The 20,062-nt window shown below is 55.9% G+C and carries 21 protein-coding genes; 6 read left to right on the plus strand and 15 right to left on the minus strand.

The window, feature by feature from the left end; genetic code table 11:
- The 3 genes from C5F52_RS26225 to C5F52_RS26230 all read right to left on the minus strand — a co-directional run.
- A partial coding sequence (locus C5F52_RS26225; protein WP_146100170.1) for a transposase occupies positions 1–264 on the minus strand: 264 nt, incomplete at its 3' end.
- Between the two features lie 94 nt (positions 265–358).
- Positions 359–529, minus strand: a complete 171-nt coding sequence (locus tag C5F52_RS29960) for a hypothetical protein (protein WP_161499771.1) — start codon at positions 527–529, stop codon at positions 359–361.
- Positions 530–540: 11 nt separating this feature from the next.
- The gene (locus C5F52_RS26230) at positions 541–870 is read right to left on the minus strand and encodes a hypothetical protein (RefSeq protein ID WP_104801328.1); all 330 of its coding nucleotides are present in this window, start codon (positions 868–870) and stop codon (positions 541–543) included.
- Between the two features lie 137 nt (positions 871–1,007).
- On the opposite strand from C5F52_RS26230, the gene C5F52_RS26235 reads away from it, so the two are divergent.
- Positions 1,008–1,238 carry a hypothetical protein gene (locus C5F52_RS26235; RefSeq protein WP_104801329.1) on the plus strand — a complete coding sequence of 77 codons (231 nt, stop codon included), beginning with the start codon at positions 1,008–1,010 and terminating at the stop codon, positions 1,236–1,238.
- A gap of 53 nt (positions 1,239–1,291) precedes the next feature.
- On the opposite strand, the gene C5F52_RS26240 is transcribed toward C5F52_RS26235, so the two are convergent.
- Complete coding sequence (locus C5F52_RS26240) at positions 1,292–1,837, minus strand: phasin family protein (protein ID WP_104801330.1); 546 nt, start codon at positions 1,835–1,837, stop codon at positions 1,292–1,294.
- Positions 1,838–1,976: 139 nt separating this feature from the next.
- On the opposite strand from C5F52_RS26240, the gene cysM reads away from it, so the two are divergent.
- Both cysM and C5F52_RS26250 read left to right on the plus strand, forming a co-directional pair.
- Entirely contained in the window at positions 1,977–2,879 is a 903-nt protein-coding gene (gene cysM, locus C5F52_RS26245; RefSeq protein WP_104801428.1) for a cysteine synthase CysM, read from the plus strand.
- A complete protein-coding gene (locus C5F52_RS26250; protein ID WP_104801331.1) occupies positions 2,876–3,103 on the plus strand; it encodes a sulfurtransferase TusA family protein in 228 nt (75 codons plus the stop codon). Before cysM ends, C5F52_RS26250 begins: the two co-directional genes overlap by 4 nt.
- Here C5F52_RS26250 and galU read toward each other — a convergent pair.
- Both galU and C5F52_RS26260 read right to left on the minus strand, forming a co-directional pair.
- Positions 3,090–3,989 carry a UTP--glucose-1-phosphate uridylyltransferase GalU gene (gene galU, locus C5F52_RS26255; RefSeq protein ID WP_104801332.1) on the minus strand — a complete coding sequence of 300 codons (900 nt, stop codon included), beginning with the start codon at positions 3,987–3,989 and terminating at the stop codon, positions 3,090–3,092. The two genes, C5F52_RS26250 and galU, sit on opposite strands and share 14 nt — an antisense overlap.
- Positions 3,990–4,028: 39 nt before the next feature.
- A complete protein-coding gene (locus C5F52_RS26260) occupies positions 4,029–7,070 on the minus strand; it encodes a valine--tRNA ligase (protein WP_104801333.1) in 3,042 nt (1,013 codons plus the stop codon).
- Positions 7,071–7,240: 170 nt separating this feature from the next.
- On the opposite strand from C5F52_RS26260, the gene C5F52_RS26265 reads away from it, so the two are divergent.
- From C5F52_RS26265 to queF, 3 genes are all read left to right on the plus strand, one after another.
- Entirely contained in the window at positions 7,241–8,830 is a 1,590-nt protein-coding gene (locus C5F52_RS26265) for an ABC transporter substrate-binding protein (protein ID WP_104801334.1), read from the plus strand.
- A gap of 61 nt (positions 8,831–8,891) precedes the next feature.
- Positions 8,892–9,665: a peroxide stress protein YaaA gene (gene yaaA, locus C5F52_RS26270; protein WP_104801335.1), complete on the plus strand. Its 774-nt coding sequence runs from the start codon at positions 8,892–8,894 to the stop codon at positions 9,663–9,665.
- 5 nt (positions 9,666–9,670) lie between these two features.
- A complete protein-coding gene (gene queF / locus C5F52_RS26275; RefSeq protein ID WP_104801336.1) occupies positions 9,671–10,516 on the plus strand; it encodes an NADPH-dependent 7-cyano-7-deazaguanine reductase QueF in 846 nt (281 codons plus the stop codon).
- Between the two features lie 10 nt (positions 10,517–10,526).
- Here queF and C5F52_RS26280 read toward each other — a convergent pair whose 3' ends face one another.
- From C5F52_RS26280 to argH, 9 genes are all read right to left on the minus strand, one after another.
- Positions 10,527–11,597 (minus strand): HD domain-containing phosphohydrolase, encoded by a 1,071-nt coding sequence (locus C5F52_RS26280; RefSeq protein WP_161499772.1) that lies wholly within the window; start codon positions 11,595–11,597, stop codon positions 10,527–10,529.
- A 2-nt stretch (positions 11,598–11,599) separates the two neighbouring features.
- Complete coding sequence (locus C5F52_RS26285) at positions 11,600–13,021, minus strand: sensor histidine kinase (protein WP_104801338.1); 1,422 nt, start codon at positions 13,019–13,021, stop codon at positions 11,600–11,602.
- 1 nt (position 13,022) lies between these two features.
- The gene (locus tag C5F52_RS26290) at positions 13,023–13,883 is read right to left on the minus strand and encodes a phosphate/phosphite/phosphonate ABC transporter substrate-binding protein (protein ID WP_104801339.1); all 861 of its coding nucleotides are present in this window, start codon (positions 13,881–13,883) and stop codon (positions 13,023–13,025) included.
- Positions 13,884–13,937: 54 nt separating this feature from the next.
- On the minus strand, positions 13,938–15,161 hold the full coding sequence (dinB, locus tag C5F52_RS26295) for a DNA polymerase IV (RefSeq protein WP_104801429.1): 1,224 nt from the start codon (positions 15,159–15,161) through the stop codon (positions 13,938–13,940).
- Positions 15,162–15,242: 81 nt separating this feature from the next.
- Positions 15,243–15,752 carry an anti-sigma factor domain-containing protein gene (locus C5F52_RS26300; RefSeq protein WP_104801340.1) on the minus strand — a complete coding sequence of 170 codons (510 nt, stop codon included), beginning with the start codon at positions 15,750–15,752 and terminating at the stop codon, positions 15,243–15,245.
- Between the two features lie 28 nt (positions 15,753–15,780).
- Positions 15,781–16,935: an alpha-hydroxy acid oxidase gene (locus C5F52_RS26305; RefSeq protein ID WP_104801341.1), complete on the minus strand. Its 1,155-nt coding sequence runs from the start codon at positions 16,933–16,935 to the stop codon at positions 15,781–15,783.
- Between the two features lie 99 nt (positions 16,936–17,034).
- Entirely contained in the window at positions 17,035–17,970 is a 936-nt protein-coding gene (locus C5F52_RS26310) for a 1-phosphofructokinase family hexose kinase (RefSeq protein WP_104801342.1), read from the minus strand.
- On the minus strand, positions 17,967–18,443 hold the full coding sequence (locus C5F52_RS26315; RefSeq protein WP_104801343.1) for a DUF2127 domain-containing protein: 477 nt from the start codon (positions 18,441–18,443) through the stop codon (positions 17,967–17,969). The genes C5F52_RS26310 and C5F52_RS26315 overlap by 4 nt, the downstream gene beginning before the upstream one ends.
- Position 18,444: 1 nt before the next feature.
- A complete protein-coding gene (gene argH, locus C5F52_RS26320) occupies positions 18,445–19,893 on the minus strand; it encodes an argininosuccinate lyase (RefSeq protein WP_104801344.1) in 1,449 nt (482 codons plus the stop codon).
- Positions 19,894–20,062 lie beyond the last annotated feature (169 nt).

Below are 20,062 nucleotides of genomic sequence, written 5' to 3' on the forward strand. Positions count from 1 at the left end.
GCGGATGTCATAGACCGCCGCAACCTGCCGGCAAGAAAGCTGCTCACGGTCCTGATGAGACAGTACCTGCAACTTGAACTGCGCACTGTACTTGCTGCGCTTGGGTCGTAGCCCGTCAATGCCGTGCAGACGGTAGTGGCTTACCCAAGTACGGATCTTCTCCTCAGGCACTGACCACTGCCGGGCCAGCAACTTCGCTCCGCCGTCCCCATTCAAAAAGCTCTTGACCACCTTGAGCTTGAACTCGGTTTCGTACTTCCTCATGTCACCCCCTTTAAGTTTGTCCAACTCTTGGGGGTCAGTTCAAATGCGGGGCGATTCAAACTTTCTCCGATCTTGGTTTGAGCTGCTCTTGAAGTCAGTCTTTGTATTTTGACAATACAAAGACCGCGGGCAACAAACCAAGAGGAAGCAGCATGGCGCCGATGTTCATGAACTCATCTGTGTGCAACAACCCGAACCCCAATGCAGACAGCGCCAATCCCCATGGCACCAGCTGATGCAATTCAATTTTGGGTAGCTTTTTCATCGCCACGGTTTTTATGAGTTGTCATCGATGAAGATGCCTTTGAGCTTCTTCGCATCAAGCAAGCTGGGATCAATCCTGTCAAACACCACTTCGCGAACCACCTCACCATCGGCACTTTTGACTTTCAAGTGCAAGGCTTTGTCTTCGTGGTTGATGGAGTAATTGAGGTCGGTCAACTTCACGCGCGCAGGTTGTTTCGTCAGCGTGTCCGGCTTTTGTTCGGACTTGACCTGCTGAGTACCGTCCATGGTGCGGTGTGTGTCTTTTGAAAACGCAACAGCACCGTCCTTGGTTGTTTCCAAAGATTTCAAGGATGCAACGGTGACGTGGTAGTCAGACATGAGAGATGGGATTTTTACGTACTGCCTAGGCAGTATCGGCACGAAATCCAATAACTTGAGCCTGTTGAATGACAAGCGGGGTGCAGGGCGTCATCGTCAGCAATTACCCTTGGTCAATCATTCGATAAAATTGATACATGAGCAAAGACGACGTCACCACCAAAATCGCCAGCGACGGTCTTCGCTACAAATCCAAAGCGGGCGGCAGTCCGTTTGGTGCTACGGGCAACATGATCAACACCATGAGTTGCATGAAGTGTGGTTTGCACAAGCCGCGTGCTCTCGGCTCATTTCGCCGCTTGCTGGATAAAAGCCATTTCTTCTGTGGCGATTGCCGCCCAGTCAAGGCGGCCGAACCCACCGCATAAAAAAATCCCCGTGCCTTGCGACACGGGGATTTATTTTTTAACGCAACGAAGTTTTAGGCGCGCGCTTTGCGACGCACAGGTGCCTTGGCTGCTTTAGGTGCGTGTTCTTTCAATTTGGCAATGCCTTCTTGAGCCAACTCGGCAGTTTTCTTGGCGTTTTTGCGGGCTTCGGCGAGTGCTTTGTTGCCTGCATCCACAGCGGCTTTGACAGCTTGCACAGCAGCTTCAGAGCCTTCAGGGGCTTTCTTCAGGTTTTCATGGAGCGCTTTGTTGGCCGCTGTGTGGGCTTGGTCAAAGTGACCTTCTGCGAAAGCGGTGGCTTCGGCTTGGAATTGTTGGCCCAGTTCGAATGCCGTGGCGGCAAAGCCTGCCAAGCTCTTGGCGGATGTTTCCAATTGGTCCTTCAACAGGGCAATCGCTGCTGTTGGATCTTTCACTTCCAAGGCAGATGCCAGTTGCTCTTGAGCCAACTCGGCACTGACCTTGGCTTGCTCAAGTGTCAACTCAGTGATGCGCTCAACTTGCGCGAATGACAGGTTAGCCAATTCGAAAGCAGCTTGCATAGAGGCTTCAACTTGGGGTTTGATTGGGTTTTGCATGATGAGTCCTTAGGTCGTTAAATTTGATAAAGGAATGTTATCGACGATTTTTGAAAAAACAACGGGGTTGCTTCGCTTTAGAGCTAGGTCTCTAGGCCCTTCCCGACTTATGGCACAGTAGCGTCTTATGAGTTCAAACCTGATTTATCCCACGATTGAAGACGCCATTGGCAAGACGCCTTTGGTCGCTTTGCAGCGCATGGGCGCTGCCGACAACGCCAAACGCGGCAACGTGATTTTGGGCAAGCTTGAAGGCAACAACCCTGCGGGTTCTGTGAAAGACCGTCCCGCTTTGTCGATGATTCAACGCGCGCAAGAGCGCGGCGACATCAAGCCAGGCGACACCTTGATTGAAGCCACCTCTGGCAACACCGGCATTGCACTGGCCATGGCTGCGGCCATCAAGGGCTACCGCATGGTGCTCATCATGCCCGAGGACTTGTCGATTGAACGTGCGCAAACCATGAAGGCCTTTGGTGCTGAATTGATTTTGACGCCCAAGAGCGGCGGCATGGAATACGCCCGCGACTTGGCTGAGCGCATGCAAGCCGAGGGCAAAGGCCGCATGCTCGACCAGTTTGCCAACGAAGACAACCCACGTATCCACTATGAAACCACAGGCCCCGAGCTGTGGGAGCAAACGCAGGGCCGCATCACGCACTTCGTGAGCGCCATGGGCACCACGGGCACCATCACCGGTGTGTCGCGCTTCTTGAAAGAGAAGAACCCTGCCATTCGCATCATCGGTGCGCAGCCTTCGGAAGGTTCGCGCATCCCTGGCATTCGCAAATGGCCGCAAGAGTACCTGCCCAAAATTTACGACGCCAGCAACGTGGATGAGTTGGTCTACGTGAGCCAAGACGATGCCGAAGACATGTGCCGCCGCTTGGCACGTGAAGAGGGCATCTTTGCTGGTATTTCTGCTGCGGGCGCCTGTTGGGTGGCGATGCAAGTTGCGCAGCAGGTTGAGAACGCGACGGTTGCTTTTATCGTGTGCGACCGTGGCGACCGTTACTTGTCTACCGGAGTGTTTCCCGCATGAACATCGATGTCGAACTGGACACGCGTGGCCTGAACTGCCCGCTGCCGATTTTGAAAGCCAAGAAGGCCCTCACTGCGATGGAGAGTGGTCAGGTGCTGAAAGTGCTGTCAACCGACACGGGTTCGGTGCGTGACTTTGCAGCGTTTGCTAAGCAAACTGGAAATGAACTGTTGTCGCAAACCACCGAGGGCCGCGACTTTGTTCACATCCTCAAGCGACGTTGAATGAAGCGATGTTGAGTTGCTCGAGGTAGTCGCGGAATTCAGCACCGACTTCTGCGTGTTGCAAGGCAAGCTCGACGCTCGCTTGCAAGAAGCCCACTTTGCTACCGCAGTCGTAGCGCTTGCCTTCATACGAATAAGCCAACACTTTTTCTGTGGCCAACAAACCGGCAATGCCGTCGGTGAGTTGAATCTCACCTTGCACACCACGGCCGCCTGCGCGAATGCGCTCGAACACCGCTGGCGTCAAGATGTAACGGCCAGCCACTGTGGTGCGTGATGGGGCTACTTCGGCTTTGGGTTTTTCCACCATTTGCTGGATGTCCACCAAACCATTACCGATGTCTTTACCGGCCACCACGCCATAGCGGTGTACATGCTCTAGCGGCACTTCTTGCACAGCCAACACAGAAGACTGTGTGCGCTCAAACACTTCAGCCATTTGCTTCAACACGCCAGGGCCGCCGGGTTTACCGCGCATCAAGTCGTCAGCCAGCAGCACGGCGAAGGGCTCATCGCCTACCAAGTGCTCGGCGCACAACACCGCATGGCCTAAGCCCAGTGCGCGAGCTTGGCGCACGTAAACGCATTGCATGTCGTCAGGTTGCACGCTGCGCACGATGTCGAGCAGGGCTTGCTTGCCTGCGGCTTCGAGTTCGGTTTCGAGCTCGTAGGCCATGTCAAAGTGGTCTTCAATAGCGCGCTTGCTGCGGCCCGTGACAAAAATCATTTCACGAATGCCAGCCTCATAGGCCTCTTCCACCGCGTATTGGATGAGAGGCTTGTCCACCACGGTCAGCATTTCTTTAGGGCTGGCTTTGGTGGCGGGTAAGAAGCGTGTGCCCATGCCTGCGACGGGGAACACGGCTTTGGTGAGTGCTTTGGTCATACGTTTGAAATTAATAGTTTTGCCAAGTTTAACGAGGCTTTATTTCTGCAGTTTGACAAGCTGCTCCTGCACTTTGGCCAGGGTGGCAGTGAACTCGGCCACGCGCTTCTTGGCTTCTTCAATCACCGCCGGTGGCGCTTTGGCCACGAATGCTTCGTTCTTCAATTTAGAGCCTGCTTTTTCGATTTCGTTTTGCAAGCGTTCGACTTCTTTGCCCAAACGAATCTTCTCGGCGGCCACATCCACTTCGATGAACAAGCACACGCGCAACTCACCAATCACAGCCACAGGTGCGGCTTGTGCGGCGGCAGACCACGCTGCTTCGTTGTCAAACACTTTGACTTCGCTGAGCTTAGCCAAGGCTTGCAACACAGGCGCCACGCCTTGCATGAACGCGTGTTCTTCGGCGTTGCCAGCCAATGCAAACAAAGGCATGCGCGTGGCGGGGGACACACCCATCTCACCGCGCAAGTTGCGGCAAGCGTCCACCAATGATTTGACGCGTGTCACATGGGCTTCGGCTTGTTCGTCGATGCGCTCAGGTTGGCTCACGGGGTACGCGGCGATGCTGATGGATGCTGTTTTGTCGTCCGCCTTGACGCGACCGGCCACCACCGCCACCGTTTGCCACAGCTCTTCGGTGATGAAGGGCGTGATGGGGTGGGCCAAGCGCAGGATGGTTTCGAGCGTGCGAATGAGGGTGCGGCGCGTCGCCCTTTGGGCGGCTTGTCCTTCCTCGCGGTTTTGTGCGGCGGCACCTTGTTGAATTTGCACCTTGGCGATTTCCAAATACCAATCGCAGAACTCGTTCCACACGAAGTCGTAAATCGTGTTGGCCACGTTGTCGAGGCGGTACTCGGCAAAGCCTTTGGCCACTTCGGCTTCCACGCGTTGCAGCTTAGAAACGATCCAGCGGTCGGCTTGACTGAACTTCAAATAGCCATGGGCTGGACCACCCACCACGCACTCGGCTTTGGTGTGTTCTTTGAGGCCGCAGTCTTGGCCTTCGCAATTCATCAACACAAAGCGTGAAGCGTTCCACACTTTGTTGCAGAAGTTGCGGTAGCCCTCGCAGCGCTTGCTGTCGAAGTTGATGCTGCGACCCAGTGTGGCCATGGCCGCAAAGGTGAAGCGCAGTGCATCTGCACCGTAGGCAGGAATACCTTCTGGAAATTCTTTTTCTGTTTGCTTGCGCACCTTGGGCGCAGTTTCGGGCTTACGCAAACCTTGTGTGCGTTTTTCAAGCAAAGGCTCGAGCGTGATGCCGTCAATCAAATCGACAGGATCCAACACATTGCCTTCTGACTTGCTCATCTTCTTGCCTTGCGCGTCGAGCACCAAGCCGTGGATGTAAACATGTTTGAATGGCACGCGACCTGTGAAGTGGGTCGTCATCATGATCATGCGGGCGACCCAGAAGAAGATGATGTCGTAGCCAGTCACGAGCACGCTGCTTGGCAGGTACAGGTCATAGTCGTCGGTTCCGCTGCCGAGGGTGCCGCAACCGGCCTTGCTCCCACTCGCTTCGCTCGCAATGTCGCTGCGTCCGGCTCCGGCACCCTCGCCAGCTGCGTCGCTGCTCCAACCCAGTGTGCTGAATGGCACCAGTGCGCTGGAATACCAAGTGTCCAGTACGTCTTCGTCGCGCTTGAGTGTTTTGCCAGGGGCCTTAGCCTGAGCCTCAGCCTCATCACGCGCCACATATACCTTGCCGTCTTCGTCGTACCACGCTGGGATTTGGTGGCCCCACCAGAGCTGACGCGAGATACACCAGTCTTGGATGTTGTTCATCCACTGGTTATAGGTGTTCACCCAGTTCTCGGGCACAAAACTCACTTGGCCAGATTGCACAGCGTCAATGGCTTTTTGCGCAATGCTCTTGCCTGTTGAGTCTTTGTCGCTGACTTTGTTCATGGCGACGAACCATTGGTCGGTCAGCATGGGCTCAATCACTTGGCCAGTGCGGGCGCAGCGTGGCACCATGAGTTTGTGTTTCTTCACCTCGACCAAAGCGCCTGCAGCTTCGATGTCAGCCACGACAGCCTTGCGGGCCACGAAGCGGTCGAGGCCTCGGTATTTTTCAGGAGCGTTGTTGTTGATCGTGGCGTCGAGGTTGAGCACGCAAATCATGTCTAGCTTATGGCGCTGTCCCACTTGGTAGTCGTTGGTGTCGTGCGCGGGCGTGACCTTCACCACGCCGGTGCCGAAGGCTTTGTCCACGTAGTCGTCGGCAATCACGGGGATGGTGCGGCCGCACAGTGGCAGGTTGACTTGCTTGCCGATGAGGTGCTTGTAGCGCTCGTCTTCGGGGTGCACCATCACGGCCACGTCACCCAGCAGGGTTTCGGGACGGGTGGTGGCCACGGTCAATGAACCGCTTCCATCGGCCAAGTCATAGCGGATGTGCCACATCGAGCCGTCTTCTTCTTCGCTCTCAACTTCCAGGTCAGACACCGCGCTCATCAGCACCGGGTCCCAGTTCACCAGGCGCTTACCTCGGTAGATCAGGCCTTGCTCATACAGCTGCACAAAGGTTTCGGTCACAGTTTTGGACAGCTTGGGGTCCATCGTGAAGTATTCGCGGCTCCAGTCCACGCTGTCGCCCATGCGGCGCATCTGGCTGGTGATGGTGTTGCCCGATTCTTCTTTCCACTCCCACACCTTGCTCACAAAGTTTTTGCGCGCTTCGGCAGGGCTGGTGCCCATGTCGTGGCGGCTGATGCCCTTAGCTTGCAGCTGGCGCTCCACCACGATTTGCGTGGCAATGCCTGCGTGATCCGTGCCGGGAATCCAAGCGGTGTTGAAGCCAGACATGCGGTGGTAGCGCGTCAAGCTGTCCATGATGGTCTGGTTGAACGCATGGCCCATGTGCAGCGTGCCAGTCACGTTGGGTGGTGGCAGTTGGATAGCAAACGCGGGTGCGTCAGCCGCCGGTGCGCCTGTGCCACGGAAGCCAGCGACGCCATAGCCGCGTTGTTCCCACTCGGGGCCCCAATGGGCTTCAAGGGCGGCGGGCTCGAACGATTTGGACAGGCGCTCAAGGCCGGGTTGTTCGATGGGTGTAGCGGGCGTGTTGCTCATGGGATGTGTTTTGACAAAAGAAAAACGGCAGACTGAATGCTGCCGTTGGATGCAAGATGCGGCCACGCATTTTACCTAGAGCAAATCCGTGCCTTTTAGTTCAATGCTATTCAGTGATACGCGTAATTTGAATTAAATTAGACCTATTAAATTACTTGCGAATAAATTTTATGAAAAAAATGCTACATCTGATGATGCTGCTTTGCTTACACGCCACGGCGATGGCGGCTGACAAGACTTTGATTTTTTGCTCAGAAGGTGATCCCGAGTATTTCACCCCCGCCTTCAATGGCACGAGCACCTCGTTTGATGTGACCGGTCAAATTTACGATCGACTCGTTCGGTTTGAGCAAGGTGGCACGCAGCTTCGGCCCTCATTGGCCCAGCAATGGCGTGTCTCGAAAGATGGACGCACGTATGTGTTCAGCCTGCGCCGCGGTGTGAAATGGCACAGCAATGCCAATTTCAAACCCACGCGCGATGTCAATGCCGATGACGTGTTGTTCACGTTGTGGCGTCAGTGGCAGACCGATCATCCCTACCGCCATGTGACCCGCAGCCGATATCCGTACTTTGAGAGTTTGGGCTTTGCGCAATTGCTCCAGCGTGTTCGCAAATTGGATGCGTACACGGTGGAGGTGGTGTTGAACCGCCCCGATGCCACCTTTGTGTCGACCTTGGCCATGCAATGGGCGGGTATCCAATCGCAGGAATACGCGCAAGCGATGTTGAACAACCAAACCCCAGAGCTGTTCGACCAGCAACCGATTGGCTCGGGACCGTTTCAATTCAAAAGTTACACCCGCGGTCAAGAGGTGGTGTTTCAGGCGTTTGACGATTACTGGGAAGGCCGTAGCAAACTGGACCATTTGGTTTTCAGCATCACGCCCAATGCGTCTGAGCGTTGGCGAAAAATCAAGGCTGGGCAATGCCATGTCATGCCTTATCCCAACCCTGCCGATTTGCCTGAGATGAGGCGTACAGATGGTGTGGTCATGCAAGAAAAAACAGGCGTGAACATCGGCTACATGGCTTACAACACCAGCAAGCCACCTTTCACCGATGTGCGTGTGCGCCGCGCTTTGAACATGGCCATCGACACACGCCGCATTTTGCGGCAGGTGTACAAGCACACCGCCTTGCCCGCCACCAATCCGATTCCCCCCATTCAGTGGGGCTACAACCGAAACGTGCCCGAAGACAGCTACGCCCCCGCGCAAGCGATGGCGCTTTTGAAAGAGGCCGGTTACGCCAAAGGCTTCAGTGTCGATTTGTGGGCCATGGACGTGCAGCGCCCTTACATGCCCGACGCCATCGCTGTGGCCAAACTCATTCAAGAAGACTTGGCCGAAATCGGGGTGCGCGTCACGGTCAAAACCCACAACTGGTCTGAGTATTTCCAACGCGCACGCACGGGCGAGCATGACATGGTGTTGTACGGATGGACGGGCGACAACGGCGACCCCGACAACTTCCTCAACACCTTGCTCAGCTGCGATGCGGTGGATGGCAACAACCTCGCACGTTTTTGCAATGCCAGCTACGACGCTTTGGTGAAAAAAGCCAAGACCTCGTTGGACCCACAGGAGCGAACCCATTTGTATGAGCAAGCGCAATTGGTTTTCAAAGACCAAGCGCCTTGGCTGACCATTGCCCATGCCAACCAATACAAGGTGCTGCGTGCCGAGGTGAAAGGCTTTCACATCACCGCGCTGGGGCGGCATTGGTTTTATGGTGTTGATTTGGTGCAGCAGCCTTAGCCGTGAACGGACACAGCATGCACCGCATAATTCAGGCTTCCTTGTGAAGCCTTTTTTTCTTATGTTGTTCTTGCTCTCACCCGCCAAAGCCCTCGACTACGACACCCCTGCGGGTGACGTGCCGCACACACAGCCGCTGTTTGTGAAGCAGTCGGCCGAGTTGATTGATGTGCTCAAAGAAAAATCACCGCAAGACATTGCCAGCTTGATGAGCTTGAGCGATGCACTCTCTAGCTTGAACGTGGCGCGCTACCAAGCGTGGAGCCCCAAATTCACCGCAAAAAATTCTAAGCAAGCGGTGCTCGCTTTCAACGGCGATGTGTACGAAGGCTTGGATGCCAAAACTTTGAAACCCAAAGACTTGGACTGGGCGCAAGAACACGTGGCAATTCTGAGTGGCCTCTACGGCGTGCTGCGCCCCCTCGACTGGATGCAGCCTTACCGCCTAGAAATGGGCACCGCACTGGCCAACGGCAAAGGCAACAACCTCTACAAATTTTGGGGCACACAGATTGCCGATTATTTGAACGAACGTTTGAACGGTGAGCGTGAGCCCATCATCGTCAACTTGGCTTCGCAAGAGTATTTCAAATCGGTGGACCGCAAAGCCCTCAAAGCGCGCGTGATTGAGTGCGTGTTTGAAGACTACAAAGGCGGCAAATACAAAATCATCAGCTTCAACGCCAAGCGTGCGCGTGGCTTGATGACGCGCTATGCCGTGACGCATCAAGTCAAAACACCCAAAGGCCTCGAAGGCTTCAACCTTGAAGGCTATGCGTTTGATGCCTCGGTGTCCGAGCCAGACCGCCAAGTGTTCCGCCGCAAACTGGACTGAAACCTATGAACACGCCTGAACAATCACAACTGGGTAAATCGTCGTCGTATGTGGACCAGTACGACGCATCACTGTTGTTTCCCATTCCGCGCCAAACCAAACGCGACGAAATTGGTGTCCCCGCACAGCCGCCATTTTTTGGTGCTGACTTGTGGACGGCATATGAGCTGAGCTGGCTCAACACACGCGGAAAACCACAAGTGGCTTTGGCACGCATCACCGTGCCTGCAGAGTCCACGCACATCATTGAGAGCAAATCGTTCAAGCTGTACTTGAACAGTTTCAACAACACGCGCATCGACGATGTGGCCGAGTTGCAAACGCGTTTGCGTCAAGACTTGAGCGCGAGTATTTGGCATGGCGAAGCCGTCAAAGCGAGTGTGGGTGTGCAACTGGTGCTGCCCGAGAGCTTTGACCGCGAGCCTGTGCATGAGCTGGATGGTCTCAGTCTTGACCGTTTGGATTTGGAGTGCGACCAATACCAACCCAACCCCGAGTTGCTCACCGCCAATTTCAACGAAGCGCCGACCACCGAAACCTTGACGAGTAATTTGCTCAAAAGCAATTGCCTAGTCACGGGCCAGCCTGATTGGGGCAGTGTGCGCATCAGCTACACCGGTCCGCAAATTGACCAAGCGGGTTTGTTGCGTTACATCGTGAGCTTTAGAAACCACAATGAGTTTCACGAGCAATGTGTGGAGCGCATCTTCATGGACATCACACGCCGTTGCAAACCGCTGCGCTTAGAGGTGTATGCGCGCTACACACGTCGCGGTGGCTTAGACATCAACCCGTGGCGCACCAGCCACCCGCAGGCCATGCCGTCCAACGTGCGCACGGCACGTCAATGATGACCGGCGCTTAAGCGCGCAGGGCTTTCACAAACACGTCGGTCATCTCGGGGCAAAACAGTGTGCCCTTGTTGCTCAGAATCACGCGCACTGCATCGGCAGGGCTGCTTTCGCTTTTGGCATAGTCGCCTGATTGCAATTCTTCGTAGGCCTCAACGATGGCCACAATGCGCGCGCCGATGGGAATGTTTTGCCCTGTCAATCCATCGGGAAAACCCGTGCCGTTGAAGTATTCGTGGTGCGAGCGAATGATGGCGGCCACGCCCTTCATGTCGTCCAAGCTGTTGAGTGTGGTCTCACCCATGGCGCAGTGGGTGCGATACACCTTGGCATCGGCCAAGGGCAATTCGATGAATTTGGTGTTGAGCACGCGGTCGCTCAAACCAATCTTGCCGATGTCATGCAACAAACCTGCGATGTACACCGATTGACATTCGTCATCGCTCAAGCCCGCCAGCTTGGCCATCTTCATTGACAGCGTGGCCACGCGGCGTGAATGCGGCAACAGGTCTGGGCGGCGTAATTCCAAGATGTTGGAGAACGCTTTGATCGATGCCACATAGGCGGCGCGTAAATCTTTGGTGCGCTCTTGCACACGAGATTCGAGCGTGTCCACCATTTCATTGAGCGATTCTTTTTGCGCGATGGTGAGCGCTTCTAAGCGGTCATGCTCGTTGGCCAAGGTACCAAATGCGATGGCTGATTTGATGGTGCCCAGCAGTTCTTCGTCGTTCCACGGCTTGGCGGTGTAACGGTAAATCGCGCCTTGGTTGATGGCCTCAATCGCACCAGACACATCGGAGGCACCCGTGAGCATGAGGCGCATGGTGTGCGGCCATTGTTGGCGTACTTTCTCAAGCAACTCTGTGCCATTCATGCCGGGCATTTGCATGTCAGAAATGATGACGTTTACCGGTTCTTTGGCCAGCAGCTCCAACGCTTGTGCGCCGCTTTCTGCTGTGAATACCTCAAAACCTTCGAGTGACAACATGCGGCGCAGTGCGGACAAAATGTTGGGCTCATCATCTACGCACAACACTTTGTATTGGCTGGCATCGAACGATTCATTGCTAGAAGTCATGGTCATCCTTGGGCCGCAGGGCGTTTGATGGGAAGGGTTATTTTGAAGGTGGTGCCTACGCCCACGGTACTGTCCACGGTGAGCGTGCCGCCGTGCTGTTGAATGATGTTTTGCGACACCGACAAGCCTAAGCCTGTGCCCGTGCCTGGGTCTTTGGTGGTGAAAAACGGGTCAAAGATTTTCTTCAAAATCTCAGGCGTAATGCCAGGCCCGTTGTCTTGCACCTCCACCCAGACCTGTGTGTCATCGCAGTGCGTGCGGATGTCAATCAAGCCCATCTTGCCCTCTGGCATGGCTTGGGCGGCGTTGACGATGAGGTTCAAAAACACTTGGTCAATTTGCGAAGGGGCACATTCGACCAAAGGCAAATTGCCCAGTTCCAGTCGCACATCCGCACGATTTTTGAGTTGATTGCGTGCAATGTTGAGCGTGGACTTCAAACCCACCTGGATGTCTGACGCCACATAGTGCGTGGCCGCATTGGTGCGCGCGTAGTCTTTCAAGTCTTGGATGATGGCCTTCACACGGCCCACGCCTTCTTGGGTTTCTTTCACCAAGTTTTGCAAGTCGTCGCGAATGAAAGCGTAGTTGAGTTTTTTCTTAAGCGCAGCCATCTCAGTGCTGTCAGCCTCGGGGGCATCCAACACTTTTTCGTAGACAGCCAAATACTTTTGCAAGGTGGTGAGGTTGGATGACACATAGCCCACGGGGTTGTTGATTTCGTGGGCCACGCCCGCCGCCAGTTCGCCCAATGAGGCGAGTTTTTCGGATTGCACCAAACGCTTGGTGGCTTCGTCGAGCTTGACTTCAAACATGTGGCCGCGTTTGACCACGGTGAAATACGCGCGCCACAAAAACACACCCAAGATGATGATGCCCGACACCACCGACAACGCCGACAGCAACAACGTTTGTTGACGCAGGCTGCGCAAGTCTGCGCTGTCGAGTTCGTTGTAGGTTTGCAAACGCACCCACCCGAGGTCTGAGCCCAAGCTCACTTTGGTCCAGGTGGTGATGAAGGCATCATCGCGTGATTGCAACAACGATTGGTTTGAGGGCGGTGTTTGAATCCAGTTGGGTTCAAACACCAAACGTGGTTCTTGACCCGGTTCACGCTTGAGGGCCGACAGCACCTTGCCTGTGGTGTCGGTCAATATGACCGAGGCCACTTCGGCGTTGGACATGGTTTGCAAAATACGTGACTCCACCGAGGCGTAGTCTTTGAGCACCATCTGATCAGCCACCGCCACGACCAAGCCTTGCGTGAGGTTGTGTGAGGTTTGAAACTTACCTTCCCACAGCAAGCTTTTCGATTGGTAATACGCCGCCACGCCTGAGCCAATTTGCAGCAACGCCAACGCCAAACCAATCAACAGGGCGGGTTTGATGCTTTGCCATTGCGAGGCGTTCAGGCGTTGTGGCATGTCACTGACCCGTCAAGACCAAGAACTTCTCGAGCTGCAAAGACTCCAAAGGTTTGTAGTGTTTGGCGTAAGTGACGGCTTGAGGCTTGCTGAGGTTGATGCCATCCAACAGTTTGCGGCCTTCCTCGTCTTGCGTGAGTTTGAGCATGGCCTTCAAGAAGCGCTCGCGCACCGCGGCAGGGACAGACGGGTGCGTGGCCACAGGGTGCGGCGTGTAGGCAGGGGTTTCGTAGAGCACGCGCAACTGTTGGCGCACTTCGGGCGCTTCGTTGTCGAGGGTGTTGTTCACGCCACCGCCAGCGATGGCGTCTTTGCCAATGACCGAGCGGTACACATTGCTGTGTGTTTTGACGAACACGGGGGTGATGTCAATTTTCTTTTTCGCCAACTCAGCGCGAATCAGCAGCGACGCGGCAAATGCATTGGGTGCCGGAAAGCTGATGCTTTTGCCTTTCAGCTCCTCCAAGCTTTTGATGGGGCTGTCTGCACGCACCACCAAAATGCCGGTGAGCAAATCTTCGCTGTCGGCCAGCAAGGGTTGGTATTTTTTCTTTTGGTTTGCCAACACCGCGTGATACGGGTTGAGGAACACAAACTCAGGTTCACCCTTGAGCAGCTTTTGCTCAAACTCTGGAATGGTGGCGGACACCCGCAGCTCAAAACACAGGCCGGCATCTTGGCCTACGCGTTGCAACAAAGGGGACCATGTGGTGTAAATTTTGGCAGCGGTGAGCTGAGGCACCACGTCAAAGGTGTAGACCTTGGTGGTGTTTTGTTCACCCAGACAAGCTGCTTGGGTATTGCCGCTTAAAAGAAAAACGCAAGCGAGTAAGCCAAATAGATTGCGTGTGAGTAAGCGCATTTTTCAAAATCCAATTTCATTAATTTTGTTATTTTCGCCTGTGCGGTTCTCTTATCACTTTGGAGCAATATCGTCCCCAAACAGGGACTCGGTATAGGGCTGGTTCGATGTTTCTTCTTTGCGCAGACCTTGAGCTTGCCAGTCTTCTAGTTTCATCAAGGAACCCACACGAACGCCAAACAAACGCAATCGGCGCGTGAGGTCCACACGCTTCAGGCATTGGCCTGCCGCTTGTCGAATCGCAGTGGCTTGGTGGATGTGGTGGTCTAGCGTTTGGTCACGTGTGACGCTTTGAAAGTTGTCGTAGCGCAGCTTGATGCCAATGGTTTTTCCCACATAGCCTTTGCGTTGCAAGTCGGCGGCGACTTGTTCACAGAGCTTGGTGAAGATCGCGCTCAGCGCCTCGCGGTCACGCACGGCATGCAGGTCTTGTTCAAACGTGGTTTCGCGGCTGATGCTCACGGGCTCGCTTTCGGTTTCAATGGGACGGTCGTCTTTGCCGTGTGCGGCGTCATGCAGCCACGCGCCGTAGCTTTTGCCAAAGTGCTGCATCAGCCACAGACGGTCGTGCTGCGCCAAATCCCCAATGGTGTGAATCTCGTGCTTGGCCAGCTTGGCTTCGGCCTTGGGGCCAATGCCATTGACCTTGCGACAGGGCAGGGGCCAGATCATGGTTTCCAAATCGTCGGGCTCTACGATGGAAATGCCGTTGGGCTTATTGAACTCACTCGCCATTTTGGCCAGTAGCTTGTTGGGTGCGACGCCTACTGAGCAAGTGAGGCCTGTGTCGTCAAAAATTGCTTTTTGAATCAGGCGCGCCAACACGCGCCCACCTTCACGTTGGCCGCCTGGCACGTCTGTGAAGTCGATGTACACCTCGTCCACGCCCCGGTTTTCCATGAGCGGCGCGATGTCGGTGATGATGCTTTTGAAGCGTTGCGAGTAATGGCGGTATTGGTCAAAGTCCACCGGCAGCAAGATGGCGTCGGGGCACAGCTTGGCCGCCTTCATCACCCCCATGGCTGAGCCCACGCCAAACTGCCGCGCTGCATAGGTGGCGGTGGTGATGACGCCGCGCCCTGTGTAGCCTGCGATGCGCGGAAAAAAGTCGAGCGGAATTTCGTGCAGCTTGTCTTCCGACCATTCGTAGTCGGGGTGGGCCTCACGCAAGCGGGCCAGCATGTCGTCAATACGGCGGCGGCCACCGCCAATCACCACAGGCAAGCCTTTGAGTTGCGGGTAGCGCAGCAGCTCTACGGACGCATAAAACGCGTCCATGTCGAGGTGGGCAATGCGGCGTTGCAGTGCTGCTTCAGGCGAAGAGGTCACAACTCACCCATTCACCAAAGCGCATCCGAGTTAAATGGCTTTTTGAACCAACCAACCTTTGAACAGCAAAGGCTGGCGAGGCTTGCCATCACGCGGGCCACGGTCTTTGTTTTCAACGCTGATGGCCAGAGTGCGCGCACCTTCTAGGGCTTGCGTGGGCACATCGAGTTGTTGGGTTTTGTATTTGTTGGTCAGCACGCCCAACATGCGTGGGGTGTCGTCTTCGGCGATGGCCCACACATGCAGGGCTTGCTCACGCCCTTCGAGTACATCGTTCAAGCGTTGCACTTGCAGCTTTTGATTTTTCGGGTCGTAGGTCAGCAGCATGGCGGGGGCCTGCGCATCGTCAAGCAACACGGACACCTCACGCACCTGCGGAATTTCCACCAGCTTGGCTTCGAGGTGGTGAATTTGCGCCTTGAACTGCTCGTACATGCTGGCGCTGAACGCCCAGCCAATGAAGACCACGAGGGCCAAGAAAATGCTCAGCGCACGCCACCAGCCGCTGACGCCGGTGGGTGCAGTTTTGTGTTCAGTCATCCGTCAAGTGTGCCTCAACTCATGCACCTCAAGCCGTGGGAAACGTGCCCGGCAGCAAGATGTTGGTGTTCACGTTTTGGATGTTGGTGTGGCCGCAAAACGCCATGGTCACATCCAGTTCTTTGTGGATGATTTGCAGCGCCTTGGTCACGCCTTCTTCACCCATCGCACCCAAGCCATAGACCATGGCGCGGCCAATCAGCACGCCGCGTGCGCCCAAGGCCCAAGCTTTGAGCACGTCCTGGCCCGAGCGAATGCCGCCGTCCATCCACACTTCAATCTGGTCGCCCACAGCGGCCACGATAGCGGGCAGGGCTTCGATGCTGGATTGCGCACCGTCCAATTGGCGGCCGCCGTGGTTGCTCACCACGATGGCGTCCGCGCCGCTTTGCGCGGCCAGCTTTGCGTCTTCCACGTCTTGAATGCCTTTGAGGATGAGCTTGCCACCCCATTGGGCTTTGACCCAAGCCACGTCTTCCCACGACAAGCGTGGGTCAAACTGCTCGTTGGTCCATGAGGACAGCGACTTCATGTTGCTCACGCCTTTGACGTGGCCTACCAAGTTGCCAAAGGTGTGGCGGCGTGTACCAGCCATGCCCAAACACCAGCGGGGTTTGGTCATGAGGTTGATGATGTTGGCGATGGTGGGGCTGGGGGGCGCCGTCAAACCATTCTTCAGGTCTTTGTGGCGTTGGCCAATCACTTGCAAATCGAGCGTCAGGACCAAGGCGCTGCACTTGGCTTTGCGGGCGCGCTCAATCATGTTGGACATGGCTTCGCGGTCGCGCATCATGTAGAGCTGGTACATGAAGGGGGCGGTGGTGGCAGCGGCCACGTCTTCCATCGAGCAAATGCTCATGGTGGACAAGATGAAGGGGATGCCAAATTTTTCAGCAGCGCGTGCGGCTTTGATTTCGCCATCGGCGCTTTGCATGCCGGTCAGGCCTACGGGGGCAATAGCCACGGGCATCTTCACATCGAGGCCGACCATCTTGGTGGCGGTCGTGCGGTTTTCCATGTTCACCGCCACGCGTTGGCGCAGCTTGATTTTTTGGAAGTCTGCTTCGTTGGCGCGGTACGTGCCTTCCGTCCAGCTGCCGGAATCGGCGTAGTCATAGAACATGCGGGGCACGCGTTTTTCGGCTAAAACGCGCAAGTCTTCGATGTTGGTAATCACGGGCATGCAAGGTCTCCTAAATTTGAGACGGATGGTAGCCCGAGGTGATGCTCAAGCCCTGTGAAGAGTGCGACAGCGGGATTGAAATAATTTAAAGCGAGGGCGTCAGGCTGCTTGAACCACCACTTGTGGCAGCAAATAGTGCACATCTGCCGCTTTGCTCAACGAGGTGCCGGGCGCAAGCAAGGCGGCCGCCCCAGACGCCATGCCGTACTGAAACGCCTTGACCAAGCTGTCTCCACGCCCCAGTGACCACACCATGCCGCCCACAAAACTGTCGCCCGCGCCAATCGTGGTTTGCACATCAACTTGAATGCTGCGGGCACGCCACTGTTCGTTGGCACTGACCACCAAGGCGCCGTCTGCGCCCAAAGACACCGCCACGATCTCGGCGTGGCCGCTTTGAATGAGTTGCTGCGCGGCTGCTACTTGGGCTTCTTCGGTGGTCAAGGCTTGGCCGGTTAAATCGCGCAGCTCACGCAAGCTGGGTTTGAACAAATACACGCCGACCTTCAGTGCTTCGGTCAGCGCAGGGCCATTGGTGTCTAGCACCACGCGCACGCTGTGCGCTTTGGCTAAGGTGGTCAAGCGCGCATAAAAGTTCTCGGGCACGCCAGGTGCCAAGCCGCCACTGATGACCAAGAATTGTTTGGGCAGGTGTTGGGCCACGTAGTCAAAACACGCTTCCACTTCAGCGGCTGAGACCTCAGGGCCGGGCAACACAAAGCGAAAGTCGTTGCCGCTCGATGTTTCGTGCACCGAAAAACTCTCGCGTGTTTCTTCGGCGATGGGCATGACATGGCAGCGCACTTTCTCTGCGCTCATCAATTTGTGGTGACGCTCGCCTGTGACGCCGCCTGCCATATACAAAGCCACGCAGTTGGCGCCCAAGCGGTGCAGCACACGCGCCACATTGACGCCGCCGCCGCCCGGGTGTTTGAGCGTGGGGCCACAGCGCATCTTGTGGGTGTGGCTCACGTGGTCGATGGAGGTGAGCACATCCAGTGCGGGGTTTATGGTGAGGGTGAGGATGTCGGTCATGCGTGTGCTTGGTGTTGATGGCGTCGCCACAGAGCGTAGGTGAGATAGCCCACGATGACCGTATTCAATGTCACGATGAAGGCGTTCATCCATGAGGGCTCGTCGATGAAATGCACCACCTCAAACGGAATGTAAATGCCGCCCGACAGCGCGCCCAAATATTCACCCCATGCTTTGTGTAGCCAAAGACCCGTGGCCTCGATGAAACGCAGCGCGATGTAGGCCGAGGCCAGCATCACCAACATGTGCACATCGGTGTCTGGCAGCAACTCAGCGTAATGCAGCAGCAGGGAAGGGTAGTGCGCCTCGGGGTCCAGGCCAAAGCGACCAATCAGCGTCAAGACCACAGCACGCACATCGCGGTGCAGCAGGTCGAGCACGCCAATCAAACCAGCCAGCGCGGCCAAGCCTTTGGTTGCCTCAAAGGCAGCGATGGCGTGGAGGGCGCTGCGCTGACTCGGGGCGTCTGACATATCAGCCTAGGCGTTTGTGGTGACGCTCAATCTGCGCTCGCACCTGAACAGGTGCTGTTCCACCCAGAGTGTTGCGTGCATTGAGCGAGCCATGCAGGCTCAGGCAGTCGTACACATCTTTTTCGATTGTTGGGTGAAAGCTTTGCAGCACTTCCAGTGGCAGCTCCGACAAGTCACAGTTGTGGCTGGCGGCGGCTTTCACGGCGTGTGCCACTGTTTCGTGGGCATCGCGGAAGGGTTGGCCTTTTTTCACCAAGTAGTCGGCCAAGTCGGTGGCGGTTGCGAAACCTTTTTTGGCTGCGTCTTCCATGGCTTGGGCGTTGACGGTGATGCCACCTTCTTTTTGGCCTGTAGCTGGGTTGACTTGGCCGCCCACCATTTCGCTGAAGATGCGCAGCGTGTCTTTGAGCGTGTCCACCGTGTCAAACAAAGGCTCTTTGTCTTCTTGGTTGTCTTTGTTGTAGGCCAGGGGCTGGCCTTTCATCAAGGTGATGAGGCCCATCAAGTGGCCCACCACGCGACCGGTTTTGCCGCGTGCGAGTTCGGGCACGTCTGGGTTTTTCTTCTGCGGCATGATCGAGCTGCCTGTGGTGAAACGGTCTGCAATTTTGATGAAGCCAAAGTTTTGGCTCATCCACAAAATCAACTCTTCTGACATGCGGCTGATGTGCACCATGCACAGGCTGGCGGCGGCGGTGAACTCAATCGCAAAGTCGCGGTCGCTCACGCCGTCCAAGCTGTTTTGGCAGACTTGTGCGTTGCCGTGTTCATCGACCATGCCCAAGGTGCGGGCCACGCGCTCGCGGTCCAACGGGTAGGTGGTGCCAGCCAAAGCGGCGCTGCCTAATGGCAAGCGGTTAGTGCGGCGGCGCACGTCGCTCATGCGCTCGGCGTCGCGTGCAAACATTTCCACATAGGCCAACAGGTGGTGGGCAAAGCTCACGGGCTGCGCCACTTGCAAGTGGGTGAAGCCCGGCAAGATGACTTCGACGTTTTTCTCGGCCACTTCCACGAGTGACTTTTGCAGATCGACCAACAAGTCGATGATCAGGTCCATCTCGCTGCGCAACCACAGGCGCACGTCGGTGGCCACTTGGTCGTTGCGGCTGCGGCCGGTGTGCAGGCGTTTGCCCGCATCGCCCACCAGTTGGGTGAGGCGCGCTTCGATGTTGAGGTGCACGTCTTCCAGGTCGAGCTTCCATTCGAACTGGCCGGATTCAATTTCAGACCAAATTTGTGCCATGCCTTTTTCAATGGCGGCTTGGTCGTCTTTGCCGATGATGCCTTGGTGGCCCAGCATCTCGGCGTGGGCCAAGCTGCCCGTGATGTCGGCTTGCCACAAGCGTTTGTCAAAGAACACGCTGGCGGTGTAGCGTTTGACCAACTCGCTCATGGGTTCAGAAAACAGGGCGGACCAGGCTTGGGATTTTTTGTCGAGTTGGTTTGTCATATGGGTCAGATTTTATCGGGCTGGCGGGGGCTTTCTGCCAAGGCGCTCAGGTGCGCCTGCTAACATTTGTCGCAATTGATTTCGCCACGCGCGTTGTGGCCCTGAAAAAGCGAGTTTTGTTTTGTCCACTGCTTCCTCATCCCCTGTTTCCTTGACCATCGCCACCCGC

It is taken from the genome of Limnohabitans sp. TS-CS-82 (genome assembly GCF_002943475.1).

Coding starts and splice junctions, on each gene's coding strand:
- C5F52_RS29960 (WP_161499771.1), bottom strand. CDS start 529: ATGAAAAAGCTACCCAAAATTGAATTGCATCAGCTGGTGCCATGGGGA.
- C5F52_RS26230 (WP_104801328.1), bottom strand. CDS start 870: ATGTCTGACTACCACGTCACCGTTGCATCCTTGAAATCTTTGGAAACA.
- C5F52_RS26235 (WP_104801329.1), top strand. CDS start 1,008: ATGAGCAAAGACGACGTCACCACCAAAATCGCCAGCGACGGTCTTCGC.
- C5F52_RS26240 (WP_104801330.1), bottom strand. CDS start 1,837: ATGCAAAACCCAATCAAACCCCAAGTTGAAGCCTCTATGCAAGCTGCT.
- C5F52_RS26250 (WP_104801331.1), top strand. CDS start 2,876: ATGAACATCGATGTCGAACTGGACACGCGTGGCCTGAACTGCCCGCTG.
- galU (WP_104801332.1), bottom strand. CDS start 3,989: ATGACCAAAGCACTCACCAAAGCCGTGTTCCCCGTCGCAGGCATGGGC.
- C5F52_RS26260 (WP_104801333.1), bottom strand. CDS start 7,070: ATGAGCAACACGCCCGCTACACCCATCGAACAACCCGGCCTTGAGCGC.
- C5F52_RS26265 (WP_104801334.1), top strand. CDS start 7,241: ATGAAAAAAATGCTACATCTGATGATGCTGCTTTGCTTACACGCCACG.
- yaaA (WP_104801335.1), top strand. CDS start 8,892: ATGTTGTTCTTGCTCTCACCCGCCAAAGCCCTCGACTACGACACCCCT.
- queF (WP_104801336.1), top strand. CDS start 9,671: ATGAACACGCCTGAACAATCACAACTGGGTAAATCGTCGTCGTATGTG.
- C5F52_RS26280 (WP_161499772.1), bottom strand. CDS start 11,597: ATGACTTCTAGCAATGAATCGTTCGATGCCAGCCAATACAAAGTGTTG.
- C5F52_RS26285 (WP_104801338.1), bottom strand. CDS start 13,021: ATGCCACAACGCCTGAACGCCTCGCAATGGCAAAGCATCAAACCCGCC.
- C5F52_RS26290 (WP_104801339.1), bottom strand. CDS start 13,883: ATGCGCTTACTCACACGCAATCTATTTGGCTTACTCGCTTGCGTTTTT.
- dinB (WP_104801429.1), bottom strand. CDS start 15,161: ATGGACGCGTTTTATGCGTCCGTAGAGCTGCTGCGCTACCCGCAACTC.
- C5F52_RS26300 (WP_104801340.1), bottom strand. CDS start 15,752: ATGACTGAACACAAAACTGCACCCACCGGCGTCAGCGGCTGGTGGCGT.
- C5F52_RS26305 (WP_104801341.1), bottom strand. CDS start 16,935: ATGCCCGTGATTACCAACATCGAAGACTTGCGCGTTTTAGCCGAAAAA.
- C5F52_RS26310 (WP_104801342.1), bottom strand. CDS start 17,970: ATGACCGACATCCTCACCCTCACCATAAACCCCGCACTGGATGTGCTC.
- C5F52_RS26315 (WP_104801343.1), bottom strand. CDS start 18,443: ATGTCAGACGCCCCGAGTCAGCGCAGCGCCCTCCACGCCATCGCTGCC.
- argH (WP_104801344.1), bottom strand. CDS start 19,893: ATGACAAACCAACTCGACAAAAAATCCCAAGCCTGGTCCGCCCTGTTT.